Genomic DNA, 22,574 nt, shown 5'->3' with positions numbered 1-22,574 from the left:
TTAGCTTACCGGCGCTTCGTGCGCTCGAACGAACAATTCGGGTCGCTGGCTGCGTTGCGGAGGCAATCGGTTGCCTTTATCCTTCCCTTTGGCTTTGACACAACACCTGCTGATATACCGCTGGCCGGCGCTTTTCCTGTTCCTTATGGGGCTGGGCGCGGCGGGCTGCGCATCCGACAAAAACCTGGTGGCGCATGCGTTCAACAACGTGGCGGCGCGGGACAATGCTTATTTCCTGGCCCGCGAGAAGCTGCACGAAACCGAAGAAAAGCTCTACGCCAGCCGCATCAACGACTACAACCAGACGCTGCCGCTGTTTCCGACCCTCGACAGCCTTACCGTGCGCGCCAACCGCGCCGACCTGAACGACATCATCAAGAAGGCTTCGATGCCGATTCAGCACCGGCCGGGCTCCGACTGGACCGACGACGCCTACATCCTGGTGGGATGGGCACGCTTTTACCAGATGCAGTTTGGTGACGCGGCCCTCACCTTTAAGTATGTCAACTCGACGAGCAAGGACCCCAACGCCAAGCACGAAGCCCTGATTGGGCTGATGCGCACGTTTGTGGCAGAGGGAGAATTTGAAAGCGCCAAGGCCGTATCCGATTTGCTCGACAAGGAGGCCGGCCGGCCGGAAGACGCCCGGCAGCTGTTCCTGACCCGCGCCGACTACTACATCCGCACCGACCAGCCCGCCAAGGCCATTCCGCAGCTGGAGCGCGCCATTCCGCTGATTGAGCGCAAAAACGAACGGTCGCGCACGCGCTACGTGCTGGCCCAGCTCTATCAGGACGCCGGCGAGAACAAAAAAGCCTACGAGCAGCTCGACCAAATTCTGGCGCGCAACCCGCCCTATGAGCTGGACTTTCAATCAAAACTGATGTTGAGCCAGGTGTCGGAGTTGACTCCCAAAGACCGGCTGCGCCTGAATAAGACCTTCGCCAACCTGCTGAAAGACACGAAGAACAAGGACTACCGCGACAAGATTTACTACGAGATGGCGCGGCTGAACTACCGCGAAAAGAACTACCCCGAGGCGCTGAGGCTGCTACGGGAATCCATCCGAGCCACGACAAGCAACAACCTGCAGAAGAGCTACACCTACTTGCTGGCGGGGCGCATTTACTACGAGGAGCTGCAGAAGTACCGCCTTGCGGCTGCTTACTACGACAGCACCGTGCAGAGCATGTCCAAGGAAGCCAAGACCTACGCGGCCATCAAGGAGCGCAGCGACATCCTCACGGAGTTTGCCAAACAGTACACCATTGTTGAAACGCAGGATAGCCTGCAGGCGCTGGCCCGCTTGAGCCCCGAAGCGCTGGACCAGCAGCTGAACCTGTACGCCGACGCCGAAATCGCCGCCAAAGCGAAAGAGGAGGCCCGACTAGCCGCCCTGCAAAAAGCCAGTGACCGCGCCACTGAACTGGCCTCCCGCACCACCAGCAGTGGTTCGAGTGGCCTCCCGGGCAACAATTTGCCAAGCAACGATTTGTCAACTTTTGACCCTACCGCCACTGCTGGCGCGCAGTGGTATTTTGATAATCCGGCCACGCTGGGTACAGCGCGTGCCGACTTCATTCGCAAGTGGGGCGACCGTCAGCTGCAGGATAACTGGCGCATCAGCAGCCAGGCCAGTAACTCGCCCAGTACCCCGGCCACCGCTGGCTTGCCCGTGGCGCAGTCCAGCCGCAGCATGAACGAGCTAAACGCCCGCCGGGCAGACTCTGCCGCGGTGGCATTGGCTGCCGACCCCCAAGCGGCAAAGCAGGGACTAGTGGCTCAGTACCGCAACAACCTGCCCCTCACGCCGGAGCTGCTTAAGGTTTCCGACACCCAGGTGGAAGCGGCCTTGTACGAGCTGGCTGGCATTTACAAAGAACAATTGAAGGAGCGCGAGAAAGGCTTCGACACCTACGAGAAGCAAGTGACGCGCTACCCCCGCGGTGAGCACGCCCCTGATGCCTACTACTTGCTTTATCTGCACTACAAAGGCCTGCCCGATGCTGCCAAGATGGCCCAGTACGCCGCTGCGCTGCAACGCGAGTTTCCTACTTCAATCTACGCCAAGCTAATTGCCGACCCGCTCTACCGCGAGCACCAACTGGCCCTGCACAACGCGGTGGCCAGTCGGGTCGATTCTGCTTTCACCCATTATAAGAAGCAGGAGTTTACCAAGGCCAAGGCTGTGCTGGCGCGCACCGAAAAGAAATACCCCAAGAGTGACCTAGCCGACCGCGTGGCCTATCTGAATACATTGTTGGTTATCCGGACCCAGCCGCCAACCGCTGCTCGGACAGCAGTCGAAAAATTTTACAAGGATTACCCCGACAGCCCACTGGTACCCCAGGCGCAAGCACTGGCCGACACTTACCGCAAGCAGGGCTCCGGCCAAATAGCGGGTGCCTTGGCTTCTACTCAGAAGCCCGTGATATCGATGTTCCGCCCCGGCGAAGTCGATAACCGCATGCGCATTCAGTACCGAGAAGACCAAACACCAGCTAAGGCTTTAAATCCCACCGGCGCTACCTCAGTTGCCACTGACGCTCCGGTTAGGCTTGGTGCTGAGCCTGCCCCCGTGGCACTGGCCCCTGCTTCTTCTCCGGATGCGGTGCCAATGAGGCGGCCCAACTCAAAATCGCCTTCAGTGCCTCCTGGCGTTGCCGCTCCTCAGAAAACGGCTCCTGAGAAGGCAGCTCCGGCAACTGCCTTGGGTACTTCGCCTCCCGTGGCCGCGCCTACCAACGTGCCTGCGAACGCGCCTACGGGTGAAACGCCCCCCGCCCCTATTACTAGCGCTCCGGCTGTGTCCTCGGCCCCGGCTGCCCCTACCGCCCCGACCACAGCCTACACCACCCAGCTAAGCGGTGCGCACGCAGTGGTTATGATATTCCCAAAGACTACTCCTGCGGCACCAGACTTAATTACGCAGCTCGGCACTTACAACAATCGGTTTTTCCGAGCCAATAACCTGCAAGTGGAAAGCTCTACCTTGGGCTCTGACCAAGACTTAGTGGTGGTGCGCACCCTCCCCGGCGCCAAAGTAGCGCAGAGCTACGCGACCAAGCTGCGCGGCCCCCAATCACCGCTCGCGCGGCTGCGCGGTGCTGGCTACCAGGCCGTGGTCATCAGCATGGAGAACTTGGCCTTGCTGCAAGCTTCAGGCGACTTGGCCGGGTATTTGAGCTTCTACCAGCGCGTGTACAAATAGGAGTACTGGTGGTTTGCTTGAGCTGCTACCTGTCGGATAGTGGCAGCTACTGGCTCGCCCAGCGGCGAGAGCCAGCAGCCAATGTCCGAAAAAATAGTACCCTAAGCCTCCGTCCCGCGCCGGAGGCTTTATTTTTACAGAATAATTCTGTTTTAGTCACCTATGCCTACCCCCACCCCTGCCCGACGCCCCAAGCCGACGCCCTTGAAACCAGCGCGTAAAGGGCGATTCACGGCCTTTGCGCGCACCATGTGGCTGCTGTTCGGCACAGGCGTGCTCGGCCTGGTGCTGTTCGTGCTCGCGGTGAGCGGCAACTTCCTGGAGCTGTTTGGCCGCATGCCCAACCTAAAAACCCTGGAAAACCCGCGCTCCGAGCTGGCTTCCGAAATCTACTCCGCCGATGGGGTACTGCTTGGCAAGTATTTCCGCGAAAACCGCACGCCGGTCGAGTTTAAAGACTTGCCCCAAAACCTGATTGATGCCCTGATTGCCACCGAAGACGTGCGCTTTGAGCAGCACTCCGGCATTGATATGAAAAGCGTGTTCCGGGCCGTGGCAGGCGTGGCCACCTTCAACCGCAACGGCGGCGGCTCTACGCTCACGCAGCAGGTAGCCAAGGTGCTGTTCCGCACCCGGGCCGACCTCAACGACGGCGCCCTGAACGGCAACGGCAAGATGGGCTTGCTCATTACCAAAACCAAGGAGTGGATTCTGGCCATCCGCTTGGAGCGCAACTACACCAAGCGCGAGATTCTGCGCATGTACCTCAACACCGTAGAATACGGCTCCAACTCGTTTGGCATCAACACAGCAGCCAAAACTTTCTTCAACAAAAAGCCCAAGGACCTGACCAATGCCGAGGCCGCCACGCTGGTGGGCATCGTGAACGCGCCGGGCCGCTTCAGCCCGGTCACGCACCCCAACCGCTCGAAGAAGCGGCGCAACTGGGTGTTGCGCCAGATGGCCAAGTCCAACTACATCACCACGGCCCAAATGGTGGCCGATACCGCCAAGCCCATTGTCCTGAAGTATTCCGTAGAGAATCCCAGCAAAGGACTGGCGCCGTATTTCCGGGCCGAAGTAGCCAAATCCCTCCTAGCCTGGGCCCGCGAAACCGACCATGACCTGTATTCCGACGGCCTAAAAATCTACACCACCATCGACTCGCGGATGCAAGAGTATGCCGAGAAGTCGGTGGCCGAGCACCTAACGTTGCAGCAGAAGTGGTTCACCCAGCATTGGAAAGGCCAACTCCCCTGGCGCGACGAAAACGGCAAGGTCATTCCCAATTTCCTCAACATCTCCATGCGGCGCACCCAGCGCTACAAGTCGCTCATGAACCTTCACGAGGGCAACCGCGACTCGGTGAACTACTACCTGAACAAGAAGTACAAAATGCCCGTGTTCACGTGGGAGGGCGAGAAAGAGATGCTGATGTCGCCGCTCGATTCGCTGGCTTACTACAAGCGTTTCCTACGGGCCGGCTTCATGGCCATGAACCCCCTCAACGGCCAGATTAAAGCCTGGGTGGGCGGCTCCAACTACAAGTTTTTCAAGTTTGACCACGTGCGCCAGGGCAAGCGCCAGCCAGGCTCCACGTTCAAGCCCATTGTGTACGCAGCCGCTATTGACCAGGGCTACTCTCCGTGCTACCCGCGGCCCGATGTGGCCACTACCTTCCCGGCCGTGGCCGGCCGCGCGCCCTACACCCCCCGCAACTTCGACGGCAACTTCTCGGGCCGGGTGTTCACCTTGCGGCAGGCCCTGGCCCGCTCCATGAACTCCATCACGGCGTGGCTGGTGATGAAGCTCACGCCCGAAACCATTGTGACCTACGCCAAACGGATCGGCATCAATTCGCCCATTGAAGCCGTTCCAGCGGTTGGTTTTGGCTCTTCCGACTGCAACATTTACGAGCTGTGCGGCGCTTACGCCACCTTCGTCAACAAGGGCTACTGGACCGAACCGATGATGGTGACTCGCATCGAAGACAAGAACGGCAACGTGCTGCGGGAGTTTGTGCCCCGAGCCAAAGAAGTCTTAAGCGAAGAAACGGCTTACATCATGACCAACATGCTGCAAGCCAGCACCACTGAGCCTGGCGGCACCAGCACCATCTTGCATACTGGCTTTAAATTTCCGTATGAGATTGGAGCCAAAACCGGCACCACCTCCAACTACTCCGACGCTTGGTTTATGGGCATTACCCCCGACCTCGTGTGCGGCATGTGGGTGGGCGGCGAAGACCGCAGCATTCACTTCCGTAGCGGCACCTATGGGCAGGGCGCTCGCTTGGCCCTGCCGCTCTACGGTCTCTTTATGCAGAAGGTGTACAAAGACAAAAGCATCGGCATTAACACCGGCCCTTTCCCCAAGCCTACCGCGCCGCTCAGCATCGAAATCGACTGCTCGCGCTACTACGGCGGCCAACGCGACACCATTCCCGACGCACAGAAAATGGAACGCCGCGACCCGGTTGACCTTAGCCGCGAAGACATTTAGCCGAGGCGCCTCGGCTGGTTGAGACAAACCACCGCTTGTTTAGCAATTATCGAAAATGACCAGCGACTTTTGCTGGTCATTTTTTGTTAAAACCCACTTGGCACTGACATCTCAGCGCCGCGTTACCCTCTTCTGCGCTCTCGGATTCAAACATGCGGTTTGAATCAGCGTAATTACAGTACATCAGCGTAAATCTGCGATTTATGGCAGCCAAAGAGCACCTGCAAGCCCAAATAAGTGCCCTGCCTCACAAGCCGGGCGTCTACAAGTATTTCGACGACGAGGGTATCATCTACGTGGGTAAAGCCATCGACTTACGCAAGCGAGTCAGCAGCTACTTCACCAAGCAGGACCACAACAAAAAAACCCAGCAGCTGGTCAAAAACATCAAGCGCATCGAGTTCACCATCGTAGACTCAGAATCCGATGCCTTTTTGCTTGAGAACAACCTCATCAAGCAGCACCAGCCCAAGTACAACATCCTGCTAAAGGACGGCAAGACCTACCCCTACCTCTGCCTCACCAACGAGCGTTTCCCGCGCCTCATTCCTACCCGCAACAAGATTAACGACGGCTCGCGCTACTACGGTCCCTACGCCAATGGCACCGCCCTCAACGTGCTCCTGGAGCTCATCCGGGCGCTCTATCCGCTGCGCACCTGCAACTTCAACCTAAGCCCGCAAAATGTAGAAGCCGGCAAGTTTAAGGTGTGCTTGGAGTACCACCTTGGCAACTGCAAAGGGCCCTGCGAAGACAAAGAAGATGAAGCCCAGTACAACGGCTACATTCAGCAGATTCGCAACATCCTCAACGGCGACCTGCGTGTGCCCAAGCAGTACTTCCGCGACCAAATGACGGCCGCCGCGCATAACATGCAGTACGAGCTAGCCCACCAGTTCAAGGTCAAGCTCGACAAGATTGAGGCCTTCCAGCTAAAGAGCACCATCGTCTCGGCCACACTCACCAACATCGATGTGTTCGCCATTGCCAGCAATGAGAAATCGGCCTTCATAACCTACCTCAAGGTTATGAACGGCTCCATCATTCTCACGCAGTCGCTGGAGGTGCAGAAGAAGCTGGACGAAGAAGATGCCGAAATTCTGGCTCCCCTCGTCATGCAAATGCGGCAGGAGTTTGAAAGCGAGTCGCGCGAAATCCTCACCAACGTAGCCGTGCAGCTACCCTTGCCGGGCATTGCCGTGTCCGTTCCCCAAATCGGCGACAAGCGCAAGCTGCTGGAGCTAGCCCTCAAAAACGTGCTCTACGCCCGCAAGGAAAAGGAGAGCATGAACGACCGCAGCAAGGACTTGAATGAGGTTCGCATCATGGAAACCATCAGGAAAGACCTGCGCCTGACTGAGCTTCCCAAGCATATAGAATGCTTCGACAACTCCAACTTCCAAGGCGATAATCCGGTGGCTGCTATGGTGTGCTTTCGCAATGCCAAACCGAGCAAGAAAGACTACCGCCACTACCACATCAAAACTGTTATCGGCCCCAACGACTTCGACTCGATGTATGAAGTGGTCAGCCGTCGTTACCGGCGTCTCGTTGATGAAGGAGCCAGCTTGCCCCAACTCATTATTGTCGATGGTGGCAAAGGTCAGCTCAGCATGGCTGTCAAGGCCTTAAAAGACCTCAACCTTTGGGGCCAGATGGCCGTCATTGGCATCGCCAAACGCCTTGAGGAAATCTACGTTCCAAACGACCCGCTCCCTCTTTACATCGATAAAAAGAGCGAATCATTGCGTCTGTTCCAACGGATGCGCGATGAAGTTCACCGTTTCGGCATCACCTTCCACCGCTCCCGCCGCGACGCCGCCACCCTCAAAACGGAGCTTACCGATGTTAAAGGACTAGGCCCCGTGACTGCCGACAAGCTCCTCAACAAGTTTAAGTCAGTCAAAAAAATCCGCGAGCTAACCGAAGCCGAGCTAATTGCTGAAGTGGGTAAGGCCAAAGCCAAGGTGCTCCAAAATTATTTCGCCGAAAACGACGCACCCGCTCACCCCATGCCCGCCCGTCAACTGCCCAGTTAGCCCATACAACAAGAAAGGCCCCTGCATAGCTGCAGGGGCCTTTCTTATAACATATCAACCTAATGTATCCGACTGATTCCGTGATGCTAGAAGCTCCACAGGTTATACTCGTATTCAATCAGGTCAGCGGAGGTTTGCTGAGCAGCAAGAATGCCCTGCTGAGCACCGCCGTAGATGTCGTCCAGACGGCTGTCGCCGGCGTTTGACACCTTCGTGATGTAGGAGTTGAACAACCATAGTTCAAATGCATCAGCCAAGTTTTTGTGCTGGGCATCGTTCTCGGGGTTGAACCAGATGGCATTCTCGGGATTGGCACGGAACACCTTCACCAAGTCACTGTACTTAAACGTTCCAATCGGCTTCTCAATACCTGAGGTATTGGAGGGCAGCGTCGAAGGCACGAGCAGGGTAATGGATTTAATGTCGTGATACATTCTCGACCGTTTCTTGTCGAAAATCATATCCTCTTTTACCTCCATTTCATACAAGTCTTTGTAACGGTAGAGGTTTGCAGCGGGCGGCGGTGGAGGCGGAGGCGCAACGGCCACGGTCTCCATAATCACCTTGCCTTTTTTGTCTTTCAAAGGCTTGCCGTTAGCACCCAGTTTGGGCTGACGAACCGTTTTAGCGGCAGTGCTGCCTTTGGCTGCACCTTTGGCGGGAGCAGTACCCCAACCATCGTCACCGCCACCGTTCAAGTCCTTCTCGCTAAAGCCGGCGGCTTTTTCCTCGTCGCTCAGCTTGAATCCCTCGTCAGCATACGATGCATTACCAGTTACCTCTTGCCCAGTGAAGGTAGAAGTCAGCGAATCGTTCTTGTAAGCTTGCAACTCGCCGCGCTTCACCGCCTCAAGAATGATGCGGCTGATTTCCTTGCCTTCGGAGAACATAGGTTTGTTCTGCTTTTCGCGCAAGTCCACTTGGCGCCAAATGCTCTTGCGGAACATCTGGTCGGAGGGTGGAATTGGCCGGTGCGAGCCCGTGCTGCTCGCCGTAGTGGCTTGCTCCTGAGCAGAAGCCGTCAGCGAGAGCGACAAGCCCGCCGCAATAGCAGCCAAGGTGTGGATGGATTTCATAACAGGCAAAAGCAGATTTACTTTAAGATAGTTCGCTAACGCGGCCGAGGCCAAAAATATTACAACAGCGGAACGTTGAATTGCTTGGAAATATTCACTTCCTCAACGTTGCCCTGGAAGTTAAGGCGCTGTACACCTTTCACCTCGATGTAGATACGGTCGCCTTCGCGATAGGCATTCACCACATCGCTGAGGTCAGCCGTAGGGCCGCTTACCGTACGGGGCTGTATGGCAGGACGACGGCCACGCACCAGCGTAACCTCGTAGCTCGACACCCGGTACTTGGCGTCATCAGGCAGGAAGGTGGCGAAGCCAGCATCCGGGATAGCACGCAGGGTCATCGAGCGCACAGCAGTACCAGGAGTACCCTGCTTCTCATTTACCGGACGGCCACCTACGAAGCACTCAATAGTGGGCTTGGGGATAGGACGCACCTGGAAGGTTTGCGAGCCAATGGCATTGCCATCGCTGCTCACGTTCAAGGTCACTTCTTTAGAGTTAGGTACGAGCGTTACGTCGCCTACTTTGCTGCCGGGCAGAACCGAAGCACCCGAAGCCGAGAAGCTTGGCTTGTACTGAGCACCCAGTGCGGGCACCGAAACGCTCAGCTTGTTGCCGCACTTGAAGTACAGAGCCTGCACCGAAGCCGACTGAATCTGCATCACGGGCTTGGTGATGGTGTAAGGCACCTTCACCGTGAAAGTCGTGTCGCGGCCGTTCTGGTTGAAGCGGATGGTACCGGTCCACGAGGCCTTGGCATTGCCAGAAGCATCGAAAGCACCAGGGCGAGCAGTAAACTCTACCTTGCCTTTGCCATCGGGGCTTACGCTCAGCGGGCTACCGTTCAAAGTCATCTTCGGGCTGATGCTCGAAGCCGAGGCCGTCAAGAACAACTCAGCCTTGTATTTGGTACCAGCAGCTACAGTGTTAGACTCAGCGCTAGCAAAAGCACCAATTTTGTCGAATACGATTGTCTTGGCACCTACTTTCTCAGCCTGCTTCTGCAAAGCTTCAGCCTCCAACTCCAGAATTTCGGTTTCTTTCTGCGAGATGGTAGCCAAAGCAGCTACTACCGGCGTGTTTTCGAAATTAAGCTCGGCGAAGTTTTTAGTGCGCTGGGACTTGTCTGTTACGCGAGGGTCTTCTTTAGCATCAAGTGCCAAAGGAGAAGCATCAGGAACAAACTGCTTCATGTACTGAGCGTACTCATTCAATTTCGGCTGCAGCGAAGTGTAAGCAATACCATTCTTTTTACCGCCGAGCATGGTGATAGCCACCTTGTCTTCACCGCTCATGTTCTTGAACTCGGTGGGGGTATTATTCGTAGCCTTATACAGCTGCTCACGAATGCCACGTAGATAGGCAATCATTTCTTTGGTCTTCTGGCGAATTTCCTCGCTTTGGGCCAACACAGCTTTGTCGCGGGCCGTATTCTGGTTTTTGGTTACAGCAGCCTGTATGCCCTTTACGGTACCTTCGGCAGCTACCGATGTCTTGTCATTGACGCTCAGCAAGCTGTCGTCGATGAACTTGAACTTTAGCAGAATCGCTGAGTTCACTTGGAGCGCCAGAAGAGCGGTTAGCACGAGGTACATCATGCCAATCATCTTCTGCCGCGGGGTTTCTTTTCCGCCTGCCATTATCTGTTTCCTCTAAAATTGGATGAAGAACTGAATTGCTGCCTAATAATTAGGCTTGGGCTGGTGCCCGCATGGCGTTCAGCATATTGCCGTACACACGGTTGAGCGAAGTCAGGTTGCCCGTCAGGTCAGACACTTGCTTCTGAAACTGCTCGGTGTCTTTGCCAGCTTGGGTCATGTTGTCCATGGCCTTGCTGAGCGTACCGTAGAACTGGTTCATGGACTTGAGGTGCGTGTTGGCATCCTGCAGTTCCATTTCGTACACTGCATTCAGCGCGCCTAAGTTCTTGGTTACATTCTGAACCTGCAAGTGGTACTCTTTAGCATCGGAAGTAGCGTTCGACATGGCCGAGATGGCTTCAACCGTATTGCCGTAAGCAACGTTGATTTTGTCGAGTGAATCGGCAGCCGTACGCACCTTTTTGGTGTACTCGTCGGTCACATTGGTAGCCTCGCCCAGCTGCGACAACTGCGACGTGGTGGTGCTGAGACGGTTCAGGCCCTGACCCAGGTTAGTGAGGGCTTCGGGAGTTACGTTAGCATTTTTGAGCATGTCGTCCAGTTTCATCGTCAAGCCTTTAGCAGAGCTATCGGTCGAGAAGCTGGAGTTGCCCGTGGAAGGGTCATATCCTTCGCCCAGTTCAGGGTAAACGAGTGACCAGTCGTGTTCCTTGGACTGGGGCTGGAAAGCGCTTAGGAAAAAGATAACGGCTTCGGTACCCAGACCCACGATAAGCATGATGTCAGCACCTTCCCAGTGTTGAATTTTGAATAGAGCACCGATAATAACAACGGCTGCACCGATACCATAAATTTTGGGCATCAGCGTGTCATAGAGAAAACTTCCTTTAGCTGCCATGAGAATTTAACTTTTGAAAGGGGGTTGAAGAAGGTGATGAAGGGAGTATGGTAATAAATAGTGGCCTTGGCCGGTTGGATTGATTATAACCTAGTTGAGGGAATTATTGGAACCCATGCCAATCTGAATCATCGAGCAACGGAAGCCGATGTAAGAGCGAGCAGAGTCTTGGTATTCAAAGTTGCGCGTTCCGGTTTCGAGGAAATACGCGATGTCCTTCCAGGAACCGCCACGAACCACTTTGCGGGGCTCGTTATCGTCTGGGTTGGTTGGGTTCAGGTCCCATACTACTGGTACCGAAGCCTCCATATAAGCATCATCACACCACTCGGACACGTTGCCGGCCATATCATAAAGGCCGAAATCATTGGGGAAGAAAGAACCTACTTCCGCCGTGTAAGCAAATCCATCAGAAGCATAGTCGCCGCGGCCGGGCTTAAAGTTGGCCAGCATGCAACCCTTGCTGTTGCGCAGGTAAGGACCACCCCAAGGATAAGTAGCTAAGTCGCGGCCACCGCGAGCGGCGTACTCCCACTCGGCTTCGGAAGGAAGACGGAAGTTGGGGTCGTTGGCATAACCACTCTCTTCGCGTGCTGCGTTCCGGAACTTGGTACGCCAGTTGCAGAAATATTTAGCAGCAAACCAGTCGACACCTACAACCGGATAATCATCGAAAGCAGGATGGGTATAGTAATATTCTAACAGCGGGTCACCCATGTGGTAAGTGAAATCCCGCACCCAAACCGTAGTGTCGGGATAGAGCTCAGTCATCACATACTCCTCACCCAATACATCAAGCGAATCCTGCTTGATGGCGTCCATAAACTGGCGGTATTCATTGTTGGTGATTTCCGTCTCATCCATGTAGAAGCCGGCGATAGTCACCTGCTTATTCATATTTACCATGGATGCGGAAATATCCTGGTCGGTCTGGCCCATATGAAAAGTACCACCGGGGCAGGGTACCATACCGAAAGGAACCTCCTGGGGGTTGAAGATAGGACGGTCATCGGAACCAACCAGTTCACCCTGAGGACCTTTACCGAATCCACACCCACCCAATAATGCTCCGGAGATAGCGAAAAGGGATACTGCTAGAAGCTTGTTCATGAGAGTTTAAAATTCTGTTTTAATTGCCAATACCGTTAAAGTACATTTAGATGGGCTGGCAAATCTACACTTTTTTAGGATGCTGTGCAATACTTGATTTTGTTTCCGCCCGGCCAAATCGGGGGTAAACACGCCGAATGGCCCAAATAGCTCGATTAACCCGTTTATCGGCCATGAGGCCGCCTAAAATTTATCCTAACTTTAAATAAATATACTGCCTAAACGGCAAGATTAGAAAATAGGAAAATTAGAAGCTATAGCGGGGCGTGCGAATTGCCGGACGGGTAACGAGGCCTGGTTTGGGCAGGCGGTAAGAGAGCATAATTTCGTGCGAGCTGAAGGCTCGGGCTTCCTGATTGAATGCAATGAAGTCGAACGCATAGCCCAAACGCATTGCATTGTCTTTTGCAAAGCTCAGGCCAAGCAGGCCTGAAATAGATTCTTCGTGGCGGTAGTTGACCCCCGCCCAATATTTGTCGTCGATAGTAGCACGAACGCCGCCCTCGAAAGAGTAGTTCTTTGGATTAACAAATTTGGTGCTGCTGGAATACTTTCCTGGCAGCACGGCCTTTACCAAGACCATTGGCGTCACAACAACGGAAGAAGTGGCGTCTATATTATAGCCGGCCGTAAAATAGGCGTGGTTTTCTGCTAGGTAGCGGCTGGGCGTACCCTCGGTGCCGCCGCTTTTAAATGAATATTCCGAGCGTAGCAGGTTATTCAGGCTGAGGCCTGCATAGAATTTCGGAGCTTCGTACCATAACCCCGCACCGACATCGAACTTGTTGTCGGACGCATCTTTGGGTACATTGACGTCTTCGGGGTCGATGGCAATGTAGGTGCCCTTGCCGAGGTAGGTGTAAAGGCCCTGAACGCCGATGCCAAGTTTGCCGGCCCCTAGCTTGATGTGCTGCGAGTAAGAAAGCGCTGCATTGGTCATTTTCGCCATGCCTGCCTGGTCGTAGTAGACCGAGAGGCCAACCCCACCGCTAACAGCAAGGATGGGCAGGGAAAGGGTCATTAAGCCTGTGCGGGGCGAGCCGTTGGCGTCGCCGTAGGTACCGTAGTTATAATATTGATAACGCCCAATCAACAACGCTTCCCCTTGGCCTTTGATGCCTGCATACGCCGGGTTCAGGTGCATGCCGTTCAGCCCGTAGTGGGTGAACTGAGGCTGCTGTTGAGCCGCCGCAGAGCCCGCCGCAATAGCAAGAAGCAAAGTCGCAAGAATCGTTACTCTCATGAGACGGGGTGGCAGAAGTGGAAGAAGGAAAAACGCCTGGCGTAGGATGGGTGGATGCCAGGGATTATTACCTTTCAAATGTAAGTCAAAAACAGTCTCTAAAAAATTTCAACAAAAAAACCGGCGCACGGGAAGGTTGCGCCGGTTCTTGGTCTAAGATACTGTCTAGACGTTGGGGTTGGCGTTCTTCGAACTCGTTTTACCTACTTCGGTGAGCGAATGACGCCGAATGTAAGCCTCGATAGCACCCGTCATAGACGGCGCATTGGGGTGAGGAGCCTCAATGTCAAGGATTAGTCCTGCATCGACTACTGCTTTGGCAGTGGTGGGGCCAAAGGCCGCAATGCGGGTACCGTCCTGTATGAAGTCGGGAAAGTTGATAAACAGTGAGCTGATGCCGGAAGGGCTAAAAAACGCAATGCAGTCGTACTTCACGTCCGACAGGTCGGACAAGTCGCTGGCTACAGTGCGGTAGATTACGGCCTCTGAGAACTTCAGGTTGTTGGCCCGCATGAACACCGGGAGGTCATCCTTGCGGATGTCGGAGCAGGGGTACAAGAACTTCTCACCTTTGTGCTTCTTGATGACATCAAACAAGTCAGCCGCGGTGCGTTCGCCAACAAAAAGCTTGCGCTTGCGCAGCACAATGTATTTCTGGAGGTAATTTGCGGTCTGCTCGGAGATGCAGAAGTACTTCATTTCTGCGGGCATCTCCAGCTTGGCTTCCTGGCAAATGCGGAAGAAGTGGTCGACGGCATTACGGCTGGTGAAAATCACAGCCGTAAATTCCAGAATGTTGATTTTGTCGCGCCTAAAATCTTTGTAGGAAACGGGCTGTACCTCAATGAACTCCCGGAAATCGACCTGAATGCCGTATTTCTCGGCTATGGCGAAGTAGGGGGATACGTCGTTGGTGGGCTTGGGCTGGGTAACCAGGATACTAGTGATGCGCTTGGCGTGCCGGCCTGTGCCCGGCTTATCTGCACTTTCGGCCATACAGGAGTAAGGAAGGGTAATGCTAGGACAATAAGGAAAGGAGAAATGTGCTAATCCGAACAGGATGGCGAGCGCCAATCAGTAAGTGAAGACGATGAGCTTAAGCAATACCAACAAGGGCAGAACTTCGGTAGCACAAAGGTAGGCAAACAAATGTAGATTCAGCAGGGAGGCATGCCGGTGCAGTGTACGGGCAACTCGCAGAACAGTACCAATTAACACAATACCAATAGCGCCACTGGCTGCCCAAGCCACCGTGTTGGGGTAGCTACTGTTGAGGCTAAGGTAGAGCAGCAGCACCAGCGGAAGAAATAAGCCGGCCAGCAGAGTGGTTCGCAAGAACTCGCGGTACTGCACGTTGACAAGGCCCTGCAGGCCAAATATGTAAGCCATGATGCCGACGTACAGAAACTTACCAAAGACGAACGTGGTGATGATGGCCGTGTAGAGCAGGACGCGGGCGACGATAGCCGTTTCGGGCACATTGAAGAAGCGGCGCAGCAACGGTAAGTTTTGCAGGTCGGTGTGGATGGCAGTGAGGAGCAAGCCAAACGACAAGGCAAAAAGTATTACTAACAGCAGGTTCAGCAACGAAAAAGCTGGCTTGGCCAAGAAGGCTTGCTGGTCGCCACCATTGCCAAACAGCTCCTCGATTTGAAAGATGCGGGCCAGGCCGGGCTGGTACGTCGAGCGCACAGCTCCGTAGGAGAGACCGAGCACGAGCAAAAAGCTCAGGTAAACGTTTTGGCCTTGCGGGCCTGGCAGGCGGGGCTGGGCGCGCCCAACGCGGGCCTCCGGCTGGCCGGCAACAGTGCCGAGGGCGGCAACCCCTGAGAAAGAAGCCAGAGCCGGCGAGCCATCGGGCTGCCACACGGCCAGCAGGTGGCGGCCGGGCGCTAGCTGGGCAGGCAGGAGCTCCGCGATGTCGAGCGAATAGGTGGTGGCGGTTCGGGCCGTGAAGATGAGCTGATTATCCAGAAACAAGCTCAGGCCGGGCTGGGCCGCAAAGGACAACGGAAACGGCTGGTTGCGCTCTACCTGCACCCATTGGTAGTAAACGTGGGCGGGCTGGTGGTAGCCGGGCAGGTAAAAGATGAGGCGGTTGCGAGCAGCGTCGTGGATGAGCCAATCTTCGGAGAGCGCCGTGGGCGAGGCGGGTGGCAGCTGCCGGTACTCGCTGCTCCAGGCGCGGTGCCCCATGACCACCATTGCCAGCACTAAGGCACAGGTGAGTAGCCACGAAGTGCGCAAAGAGCCTCGAAGTGCCATGACAGCTACGACAAGTTTGCTTTTTCGACCGTCAGAAGCTGACGGCGGGTAATACGGCTTTGGTACACGCCAAAGAAAATGCTCAACAACGCCGAGAAGACGGCCAGCCCCGCGATGAGCACCGTGTTGCCAAGGTCGGCGAATCGAATAACGAAGAGAATGACGATAATATTGAGCAGACCCAGCAGCAGCACCGTGCTGATTTGCTGGAAGCCCATTGCCAGAATGCGGTGGTGGATGTGGTTTTTGTCGGGGGCAAAAGGCGAGCGGCCGGCCAGCATGCGCAGGGAGAACACCCGCAGCGTGTCGAACAGCGGTACAAACAAAATGCCTACCGCCACCGATGGTGCCGACGAACCGAAAGGCGCGCCTACCCGGAGGCCCATTTCAATGAATTGAATGGCTAAAACCGACACGATGAACCCGCACACCAGCGAGCCTGTGTCGCCCATGAAGATGGGTGCCCGGTGGAAGTTGTAGCGCAGAAAACCGAGCAGCCCCCCAATGAGGCAGACCGCTACGAAGGAATAGTTGCCATAGGCCGAGCCCCCGTAAGCGTAGAAGTAATACCCAAATGTGCCACTTACAATCAGCACTATGGTGCCTGCTAGGCCGTCGAGGCCATCAATGAGGTTGATGGCGTTGGTGATGCCCACGATAACACCCAGGGTAAAGGCGTAGCTGATGCCAACGGGCAAGGTATGGATGCCCAAGATGCCCTGGAAGCTAGTGATGCGAACATCGGCCATTATCATGACGATGCCAGTGGCCAGCAGCTGGCCCACGAACTTTTTAGACACCGACATGCCCACCAGGTCGTCCTTGAGCCCGACGAAGAACAGGATGATGCAGCCAGCCAGCAGCTCCTTGGCCCCATTGTCGAGGGGTGCGAAGATGGTTAGCGCCGACATGAAGCCCGCGAACACCGCCACGCCACCCAGGCGGGGCGTGAGCGACTGGTGCACGGTTCGCCCGTTTGGGGTATCGAGCATGTTCTTGAGGTGCGCGATGTAGATAATGGACGGAACCGCGAACAGCGATACCAAAAAGGCCCACATCCAGGACAAGCTTAGGGGGATATCGTAATTATTCATAGATAATAGTTGGAGCAGAGGGCGTGAAAAACGCGGATGGAGACGCAGCACGCCCCGCGGCAACGGCCGCTACTTAGCTGTGCAGTACCCCAACTTTATCAAGAAGGGCGATGTGCGTGAGGTTGTCGGCCACGATGGAATCGGGCACGAAAATGAATCTTTTATCAAAAATCTGGGGCCCTTTGTAGTAGCTCACCCAGTACTGGTTGTTGAGGTGAAACAAGGACGAATCGATGGGCTCGACGGGCACGGCGGTGTGGGCCGGAACCTCCTCGAATAAGTAGCGCAGGGTAGAGGTGCGCACTTTTTCGCCGTCCTCGCGCTGGCCGTAGCCATTGGCGTTGATGATGACGTTCTGCAACGGGAAAGCGTTGTGGTTGAGCAGGTACACCTGCCAGATGGACTGGCCATCGGGCGTGCGAGCCTCGTCGTTGGGGATTACGGCTACGGAAACGCCTTCTACGGGGTCAAAAACAATGTCTTGTTTCACAAAAGCACGGATTTAGTCGGATAATTGAGTGCGCAGTTTTAGTAGCAGCTAGGCTACTGGGCTGGGTGCATCCAGTGAGATGGTCGGGTTATTGGCACCCAATAACTCGAAGAGGTGAGGCAGCAGGCGCTCCTGAACTTCGGGCACCGACACGGCTTGCCCCAACTCTTGTGCCAAGGAGGTAACGGCCTTGTCGGTGATGCCGCAGGGCACGATGTGGCCGAAATAGCTGAGGTCAGGATTAACGTTCAGGGCAAAGCCGTGGAGCGTAACCCAGCGGCTGCACTTCACGCCGAGAGCGCAAATCTTGCGGGGGTTAGGCGCGCCGGCTTCCCAATCGAGCCACACGCCGGTGAGGCCGGCAATGCGGCCAGCACGGAGGCCGTATTCAGCCAGCGTGCGGATAACGGCTTCCTCGAGCACGCGCAGGTACCAATGGATATCGGGCCGGAAGTTGTCGAGGTCGAGGATGGGGTAGCCTACCAGCTGGCCGGGGCCGTGGTAAGTGATGTCGCCGCCGCGATTGATGCGGTGAAAGCTGGCGTGGTGGGTGGCCAAGGCAGCATCATCGAGGAGTAGGTGTTCGGGCTTGCCGCTTTTACCTAGCGTATAAGTATGCGGGTGCTCACAGAGCAGCAGGTGGTTGGGCGTGGAGGCCAGTGCTGCTCCACTGGTTTCGGCTTGGCGGTTTTGGGATTTGATAGCGAGGGTGGCCTCCATCAGGGCTTCCTGCAACTGCCAGGTGGGCACATAATCCACTAACCCCAACCGCTGCACGTGCAAGGTGCGGTTGAGCACAGAGCCGGCGGCGTCGGGGAGGATGGCGTCGAGCAGCTGGGGGGCGAACTGTTCTACGGTAGAGGCCATAAGCGTGGATTAATGAAACGGGACGCAAAGGTACTAAGCGCCGTAAGCTTTAGCCGATGCTTGTTGGTGGAGGGAGCAGGGAAAGTCGGCAGATGCGCTTTGGATGGCCGCTTGAAAGACCTTCTTTGTAGTCTTGCTGGCGGGCCGCGTTTGCGTTCGGGCTGGTGCGGTGCATGACTCGGGAGGATGCGTTGGCTGCGCAGTAGCTTGCAGGCGCGCTCCTCTCGTCTGATTCGGCGCCTTGTTTCTCCTTGTCCGGATACCTCTCTCATGGCACACGCACCGCACGAATTGGGCCGGGCTGGCGAAGCCGCAACTGCCGAACACTTCCTGGCCTTGGGCTACGAGGTGATGGCCCGCGGCTACCGCTACGGCCGGGCCGAAATAGACCTGGTGCTGCGGCGCGGCAGCGAGCTGCTGGTGTTTGTGGAAGTCAAGACTCGCTCTTCGACGCAGTACGGACCGCCCGAGACGTTTGTATCGACGCGGAAGAAAGAGCTGTTCCGGCTGGCGGCTACTCACCTGCAGGAAGAGTTGGACTGGCGCGGCGATATCCGTTTCGACATTGTGGCGCTCACGCTGCTGGCCCAGGGCTTTCGCATCGAGCACTTCGAAGACGCATTCTATTAAGGCGCAGCAATGCCCCTCCCCTACTTGCGCTTTGTGGCTGCTTTGGGGGCGGTGCGGGGTGCTGGCCTGCGCTGGCCGGGGCGGTCCTCCACTTCGGGCTGGCCGCGCTTGTCGATGTTCTTTTCCTTGTCGTAGACAAGATTAAACCTGCGGTCGTACTCCCGAATGAGTTCAGGCTCGGTAACCTCCGGGTCGTAGCCCGACTCGCCGTACTGGTACTCGTAATGGCGGCGGCCACGGAAACCCCAGAACTTGGTCCAGACGCCTACGCGACGGCCATTTTCGAATTGGCCCCGCCATTCGGGCTGGCCGTTGATGAGGAACTTGGCGTAGTCGCCTTCCAGCTTGCCATTTACGTAGGGCACCACTTCATTAATGAGACTGCGGTCTTCGCCGTAATAGCTCACGTTGGCGTCGCGCGGGAAGCCCATTTCGTAGTGCACCTTGGTTAACAGCACGCCGTTTCTATCGAACCGCTCCCAGCGCAGGTGGCGGGTGCCCAAGGCGTAGTAGCCGGTTTCGATGACCTTGTTGTTTTGCAACTTCTTGTAGGGGCCGTGCAGGATTTTGAGGTTGGAAATATCTTCCTCAATAGAAGCCAGCTTCAGGATTTTCCGTTTTTTAACGTCGTAGTAATAGTGGGCCGGCGCGTAGGCGTTGAGCGGCATGGGGTATTTGAGGAAGTAGAAAACCTCAATCACTTGGTTGCGCCCCTTGGGGCCAGACTTGGAATACGCCCGCTTGATTTTCTCCCCTAGGAAAACCTTCTTTTTCTTCTTGGGCTTGCGCTGAGCCTCCTTTTCAGCCTCTTTGGCAGCGCGCTCCTGCTCCTTACTGATAACAACCTTGCGGGCGGTGCTAAGGGGCTTGCCGTTGAGCGAATCGGCGGTGCGCGTGAGCGTGTCGGCTCCGAGCACGGCCACGGCTGGCTGCTCAGGGTTGCTATTGAAGGAAATGGCCTTGCGCGTGCACGCCCATGGCAGCAGCGTGCCCAGCACCAACACGAGACCCAGGAAACGCAGCGGCCTGAGCCACAAACGGGAAATACGCATGAAGAACACGGAATGATTTCGCGGCATCAACGCAAAGGTAGACCGGTTTGGTGCCCGATGGGATGAGGAGCCAACGAGAGCACGGGAAAGAAACCCGTGGCTGGCTATGCGCTTCCTGCTCAGCTTACAGCATCACTTGCCGCGTGGCAAGGTCGAGCTGCTGGCCGGCCACTAGCAAATGCACCTGGAGGCCATGGGCACTAATCATCTGGCCTTCGGCAAGGTCGGGCAGGTTGTTGTGCTTGAGCTGGGCCGCGTCAATCACAACAACGACTTCGTCGCCAAAAACCTCCATGGGCTGGCCCCCGCGCACGATGAGTCCCGTTTCTTCGCTCAGCCCAATGCCCAGCAAGTCGGGCTGAGCCAGGGCGGCGTGCATGAGGCGCGGGTAGCGGCCGCGCTCAGCAAAATGCTGGTCGAGCAGCAAGCCCGGCAGCAGGTTCAAGCCTGGTTTTACATCAATGTTGCCTTTTTTCAAGCTGCGCCAACCGTGCCCGTACACCAGCATGCACTCGGCCAAGGCCGAAGCACCGGCGCTGGTTCCGGCCACGATGAAGTCGGGCTCATTTTGGTATTTGGCCTTGAGAATGGCTAGAAATTCGGTGTTGAGCAGAAAATCGGTGATGCGCTCCTGGTCGCCGCCGCTCATGAACACGAGCGTGGCCCGGCGCAGGCGCATGAGCGTGGCCGGGTCATCGGCCGGATGGTTCTCATCGACCTGCAGGTGGCGCACGTGGGGGCAGCCTAACTGGTGCAGGGCGTGGGCGTAGGCGGCAGCGGTGCGGGCAGGCTGGCGCCGGGTGGCCGTGGTGAGCACCTCAATGGTGGCCGAAGAGCCGGGCAGCATGTTGGCCAGCAGGGTCAGCATGGGGTCGTCGTCGCCGCCACCGAGCAAAACCAGGGTACCGCGGGGCGCGTCAGAGAAAGTAGAATCGGCAGGCATTGGCACAGATTTGAGTTTGCGGCAGGGTAGCGTTTGCCGCAGCAGAGCTTTATCCCTTTGCCTAACGGTAATTTTTGGCCTGAAGCTACGCTTTAGCCCTACTTTTGCAGCGCTTGTCTCTTTATCTTACCAGCCCGCTTGCCTAGCGAAGCATCTCCGCCCTTCTTTTCATGCAGCCGCAGACCGTGGAAACCATCACGTCCCTGATTCAGGAGGGCGAATTTTTCAAGTTGAAGCAGGTGCTTCGCGAGTTTCAACCGTCGGAGCTGGTTGCGCTGATTGAAGAAGAAGAAGAACGGGAGCAGCTCATCATTTTCCGGCTCCTGCCGCTGAAGCTGGCCACCGAAGTGTTCGAGTACCTCGACCTGGAGATACAGCGCCACTTCCTCGACAACCTAGCGCAGGATAAGATGGCCGACATTCTCAACGAGATGTCGCCGGACGACCGGACCACCCTGCTGGAGTTCTTACCCGCCAACTTCGTGGCCGAGCTGGTGCAGAGCCTCTCAGAGGAAGAGCGCAAGGTGACCCTGCAGCTGCTGGGCTATCCCGAAGACTCGGTAGGACGCCTCATGACGCCCGATTACATCGCCATTCGGGAGAACTGGACGGTGCAGCAGGTGCTCGACTACATTCGGCAGCACGGCGGGCAATCGGAAACGCTGAGCATGCTGTACGTCACCGACGCGCAGGGCGTGCTGATTGACGACATCCGCATTCGGGAGTTTTTGTTGGCCGCGCCCACGGCCCGGGTGCGCGACCTGATGGACCGCCGCTTTGTACAGCTTATGGCCGACCAGGACCAAGAGGAAGCCATCGATGTGTTTCGGCGCAACGACCGCAACGCCCTGCCCGTGGTTTCGGACCAAGGCATCCTGCTGGGCATTGTGACCATCGACGACATCCTGAGCATTCGCGAGCAGGAAGACACCGAAGACATGCAGAAGCTCGGCGGCTCCGAAGCCCTCGACGAGCCCTACCTCGCCACGCCCATGCTGCGCATGGTGCAGAAGCGGGCCGGCTGGCTGGTTATTCTGCTGATTGGCGAAATGTTTACGGCCACGGCCATGGGGTATTTTGAGGATGAAATTGCCAAAGCCGTGGTGCTGATGCTGTTCATTCCGCTCATCATCAGCGCGGGCGGCAACGCGGGCTCGCAGGCTACTTCTCTCATCATCCGGGCCATGAGCCTGGGCGAGCTGAGTTTGGGCGAGTGGTGGCGGGTAATGCGCCGCGAGCTGGCCACGGGCCTGATGCTGGGCGTCATCCTCGGCGTGGTGGGCTTGATGCGCATTCTGCTTTGGTCGCAGCTGTTTCCGGGCGAGTACGGGGAGTACTACTGGCGCATTGGCCTCACGGTAGGCTCGTCGCTGGTGGGCATAGTGCTGTGGGGCTCGCTGTGCGGCTCGATGCTGCCGCTGTTGCTGAAGCGCCTCGGGGCCGACCCGGCTACTTCATCGGCGCCCTTCGTGGCCACGCTGGTCGACGTGACGGGCGTAATCATCTACTTCGCCTTCGCGCTTCTGTTCCTGCGCGGCACGCTGCTTTAGCCC

17 protein-coding genes are annotated in these 22,574 nt (G+C 56.5%); 5 read left to right on the top strand and 12 right to left on the bottom strand.

Annotation, left to right across the window (positions count from 1 at the left end; translation table 11 throughout):
* Positions 1-94: 94 nt before the first annotated feature.
* The 3 genes from porW to uvrC all read left to right on the top strand — a co-directional run bounded on the left by porW (position 95) and on the right by uvrC (position 7,752).
* Entirely contained in the window at positions 95-3,211 is a 3,117-nt protein-coding gene (porW, locus tag BMZ66_RS09625) for a type IX secretion system periplasmic lipoprotein PorW/SprE (RefSeq protein WP_143080131.1), read from the top strand.
* Between the two features lie 162 nt (positions 3,212-3,373).
* Entirely contained in the window at positions 3,374-5,713 is a 2,340-nt protein-coding gene (locus tag BMZ66_RS09620) for a penicillin-binding protein 1A (protein ID WP_234795053.1), read from the top strand.
* Between the two features lie 203 nt (positions 5,714-5,916).
* Entirely contained in the window at positions 5,917-7,752 is a 1,836-nt protein-coding gene (uvrC, locus tag BMZ66_RS09615) for an excinuclease ABC subunit UvrC (RefSeq protein ID WP_092671694.1), read from the top strand.
* Positions 7,753-7,838: 86 nt separating this feature from the next.
* Here uvrC and porN read toward each other — a convergent pair whose 3' ends face one another.
* From porN to lipB, 10 genes are all read right to left on the bottom strand, one after another.
* Positions 7,839-8,828 carry a type IX secretion system ring subunit PorN/GldN gene (porN, locus tag BMZ66_RS26045; protein WP_234795052.1) on the bottom strand — a complete coding sequence of 330 codons (990 nt, stop codon included), beginning with the start codon at positions 8,826-8,828 and terminating at the stop codon, positions 7,839-7,841.
* Between the two features lie 59 nt (positions 8,829-8,887).
* On the bottom strand, positions 8,888-10,468 hold the full coding sequence (porM, locus tag BMZ66_RS09600) for a type IX secretion system motor protein PorM/GldM (protein WP_092671691.1): 1,581 nt from the start codon (positions 10,466-10,468) through the stop codon (positions 8,888-8,890).
* Between the two features lie 49 nt (positions 10,469-10,517).
* Entirely contained in the window at positions 10,518-11,291 is a 774-nt protein-coding gene (porL, locus tag BMZ66_RS09595) for a type IX secretion system motor protein PorL/GldL (RefSeq protein WP_177204669.1), read from the bottom strand.
* Between the two features lie 126 nt (positions 11,292-11,417).
* Positions 11,418-12,437 (bottom strand): T9SS ring complex lipoprotein PorK/GldK, encoded by a 1,020-nt coding sequence (porK, locus tag BMZ66_RS09590; RefSeq protein ID WP_092671685.1) that lies wholly within the window; start codon positions 12,435-12,437, stop codon positions 11,418-11,420.
* 247 nt (positions 12,438-12,684) lie between these two features.
* Positions 12,685-13,758, bottom strand: a complete 1,074-nt coding sequence (locus BMZ66_RS09585; RefSeq protein ID WP_234795051.1) for a PorP/SprF family type IX secretion system membrane protein — start codon at positions 13,756-13,758, stop codon at positions 12,685-12,687.
* A gap of 87 nt (positions 13,759-13,845) precedes the next feature.
* Positions 13,846-14,676, bottom strand: coding sequence for a uroporphyrinogen-III synthase (locus BMZ66_RS09580; protein WP_092671679.1), 831 nt, complete (start codon positions 14,674-14,676; stop codon positions 13,846-13,848).
* Positions 14,677-14,754: 78 nt separating this feature from the next.
* Positions 14,755-15,945: a DUF4271 domain-containing protein gene (locus BMZ66_RS09575; protein WP_092671676.1), complete on the bottom strand. Its 1,191-nt coding sequence runs from the start codon at positions 15,943-15,945 to the stop codon at positions 14,755-14,757.
* Between the two features lie 5 nt (positions 15,946-15,950).
* Positions 15,951-17,039 carry an MraY family glycosyltransferase gene (locus BMZ66_RS09570; RefSeq protein WP_234795050.1) on the bottom strand — a complete coding sequence of 363 codons (1,089 nt, stop codon included), beginning with the start codon at positions 17,037-17,039 and terminating at the stop codon, positions 15,951-15,953.
* Positions 17,040-17,112: 73 nt separating this feature from the next.
* The gene (locus BMZ66_RS09565) at positions 17,113-17,529 is read right to left on the bottom strand and encodes a hypothetical protein (RefSeq protein ID WP_092671673.1); all 417 of its coding nucleotides are present in this window, start codon (positions 17,527-17,529) and stop codon (positions 17,113-17,115) included.
* 48 nt (positions 17,530-17,577) lie between these two features.
* Positions 17,578-18,396, bottom strand: a complete 819-nt coding sequence (gene lipB, locus BMZ66_RS09560; RefSeq protein ID WP_092671670.1) for a lipoyl(octanoyl) transferase LipB — start codon at positions 18,394-18,396, stop codon at positions 17,578-17,580.
* Between the two features lie 270 nt (positions 18,397-18,666).
* Between lipB and BMZ66_RS09555 the strand changes: the two genes are divergently transcribed.
* Complete coding sequence (locus tag BMZ66_RS09555; protein ID WP_177204668.1) at positions 18,667-19,026, top strand: YraN family protein; 360 nt, start codon at positions 18,667-18,669, stop codon at positions 19,024-19,026.
* 20 nt (positions 19,027-19,046) lie between these two features.
* Here BMZ66_RS09555 and BMZ66_RS09550 read toward each other — a convergent pair whose 3' ends face one another.
* Entirely contained in the window at positions 19,047-20,078 is a 1,032-nt protein-coding gene (locus BMZ66_RS09550) for a toxin-antitoxin system YwqK family antitoxin (RefSeq protein WP_143080130.1), read from the bottom strand.
* Positions 20,079-20,202: 124 nt separating this feature from the next.
* Positions 20,203-21,021, bottom strand: coding sequence for a cyanophycinase (locus BMZ66_RS09545; protein WP_092671661.1), 819 nt, complete (start codon positions 21,019-21,021; stop codon positions 20,203-20,205).
* Between the two features lie 170 nt (positions 21,022-21,191).
* On the opposite strand from BMZ66_RS09545, the gene mgtE reads away from it, so the two are divergent.
* Positions 21,192-22,571, top strand: coding sequence for a magnesium transporter (gene mgtE / locus BMZ66_RS09540; protein ID WP_092671657.1), 1,380 nt, complete (start codon positions 21,192-21,194; stop codon positions 22,569-22,571).
* Positions 22,572-22,574: the final 3 nt, after the last annotated feature.

The organism is Hymenobacter arizonensis (genome assembly GCF_900115775.1).
In the GTDB taxonomy this organism is placed as follows: domain Bacteria; phylum Bacteroidota; class Bacteroidia; order Cytophagales; family Hymenobacteraceae; genus Hymenobacter; species Hymenobacter arizonensis.
This window is presented reverse-complemented; position numbering and strand designations above follow the sequence as displayed.

Bases quoted from the DNA above. Each gene is read 5' to 3' on its own strand.
- BMZ66_RS09620 (WP_234795053.1), top strand. From the start codon at position 3,374: ATGCCTACCCCCACCCCTGCCCGACGCCCCAAGCCGACGCCCTTGAAA.
- uvrC (WP_092671694.1), top strand. From the start codon at position 5,917: ATGGCAGCCAAAGAGCACCTGCAAGCCCAAATAAGTGCCCTGCCTCAC.
- porN (WP_234795052.1), bottom strand. From the start codon at position 8,828: ATGAAATCCATCCACACCTTGGCTGCTATTGCGGCGGGCTTGTCGCTC.
- porM (WP_092671691.1), bottom strand. From the start codon at position 10,468: ATGGCAGGCGGAAAAGAAACCCCGCGGCAGAAGATGATTGGCATGATG.
- porL (WP_177204669.1), bottom strand. From the start codon at position 11,291: ATGCCCAAAATTTATGGTATCGGTGCAGCCGTTGTTATTATCGGTGCT.
- porK (WP_092671685.1), bottom strand. From the start codon at position 12,437: ATGAACAAGCTTCTAGCAGTATCCCTTTTCGCTATCTCCGGAGCATTA.
- BMZ66_RS09580 (WP_092671679.1), bottom strand. From the start codon at position 14,676: ATGGCCGAAAGTGCAGATAAGCCGGGCACAGGCCGGCACGCCAAGCGC.
- BMZ66_RS09575 (WP_092671676.1), bottom strand. From the start codon at position 15,945: ATGGCACTTCGAGGCTCTTTGCGCACTTCGTGGCTACTCACCTGTGCC.
- BMZ66_RS09570 (WP_234795050.1), bottom strand. From the start codon at position 17,039: ATGAATAATTACGATATCCCCCTAAGCTTGTCCTGGATGTGGGCCTTT.
- lipB (WP_092671670.1), bottom strand. From the start codon at position 18,396: ATGGCCTCTACCGTAGAACAGTTCGCCCCCCAGCTGCTCGACGCCATC.
- BMZ66_RS09555 (WP_177204668.1), top strand. From the start codon at position 18,667: ATGGCACACGCACCGCACGAATTGGGCCGGGCTGGCGAAGCCGCAACT.
- BMZ66_RS09550 (WP_143080130.1), bottom strand. From the start codon at position 20,078: ATGCGTATTTCCCGTTTGTGGCTCAGGCCGCTGCGTTTCCTGGGTCTC.
- BMZ66_RS09545 (WP_092671661.1), bottom strand. From the start codon at position 21,021: ATGCCTGCCGATTCTACTTTCTCTGACGCGCCCCGCGGTACCCTGGTT.
- mgtE (WP_092671657.1), top strand. From the start codon at position 21,192: ATGCAGCCGCAGACCGTGGAAACCATCACGTCCCTGATTCAGGAGGGC.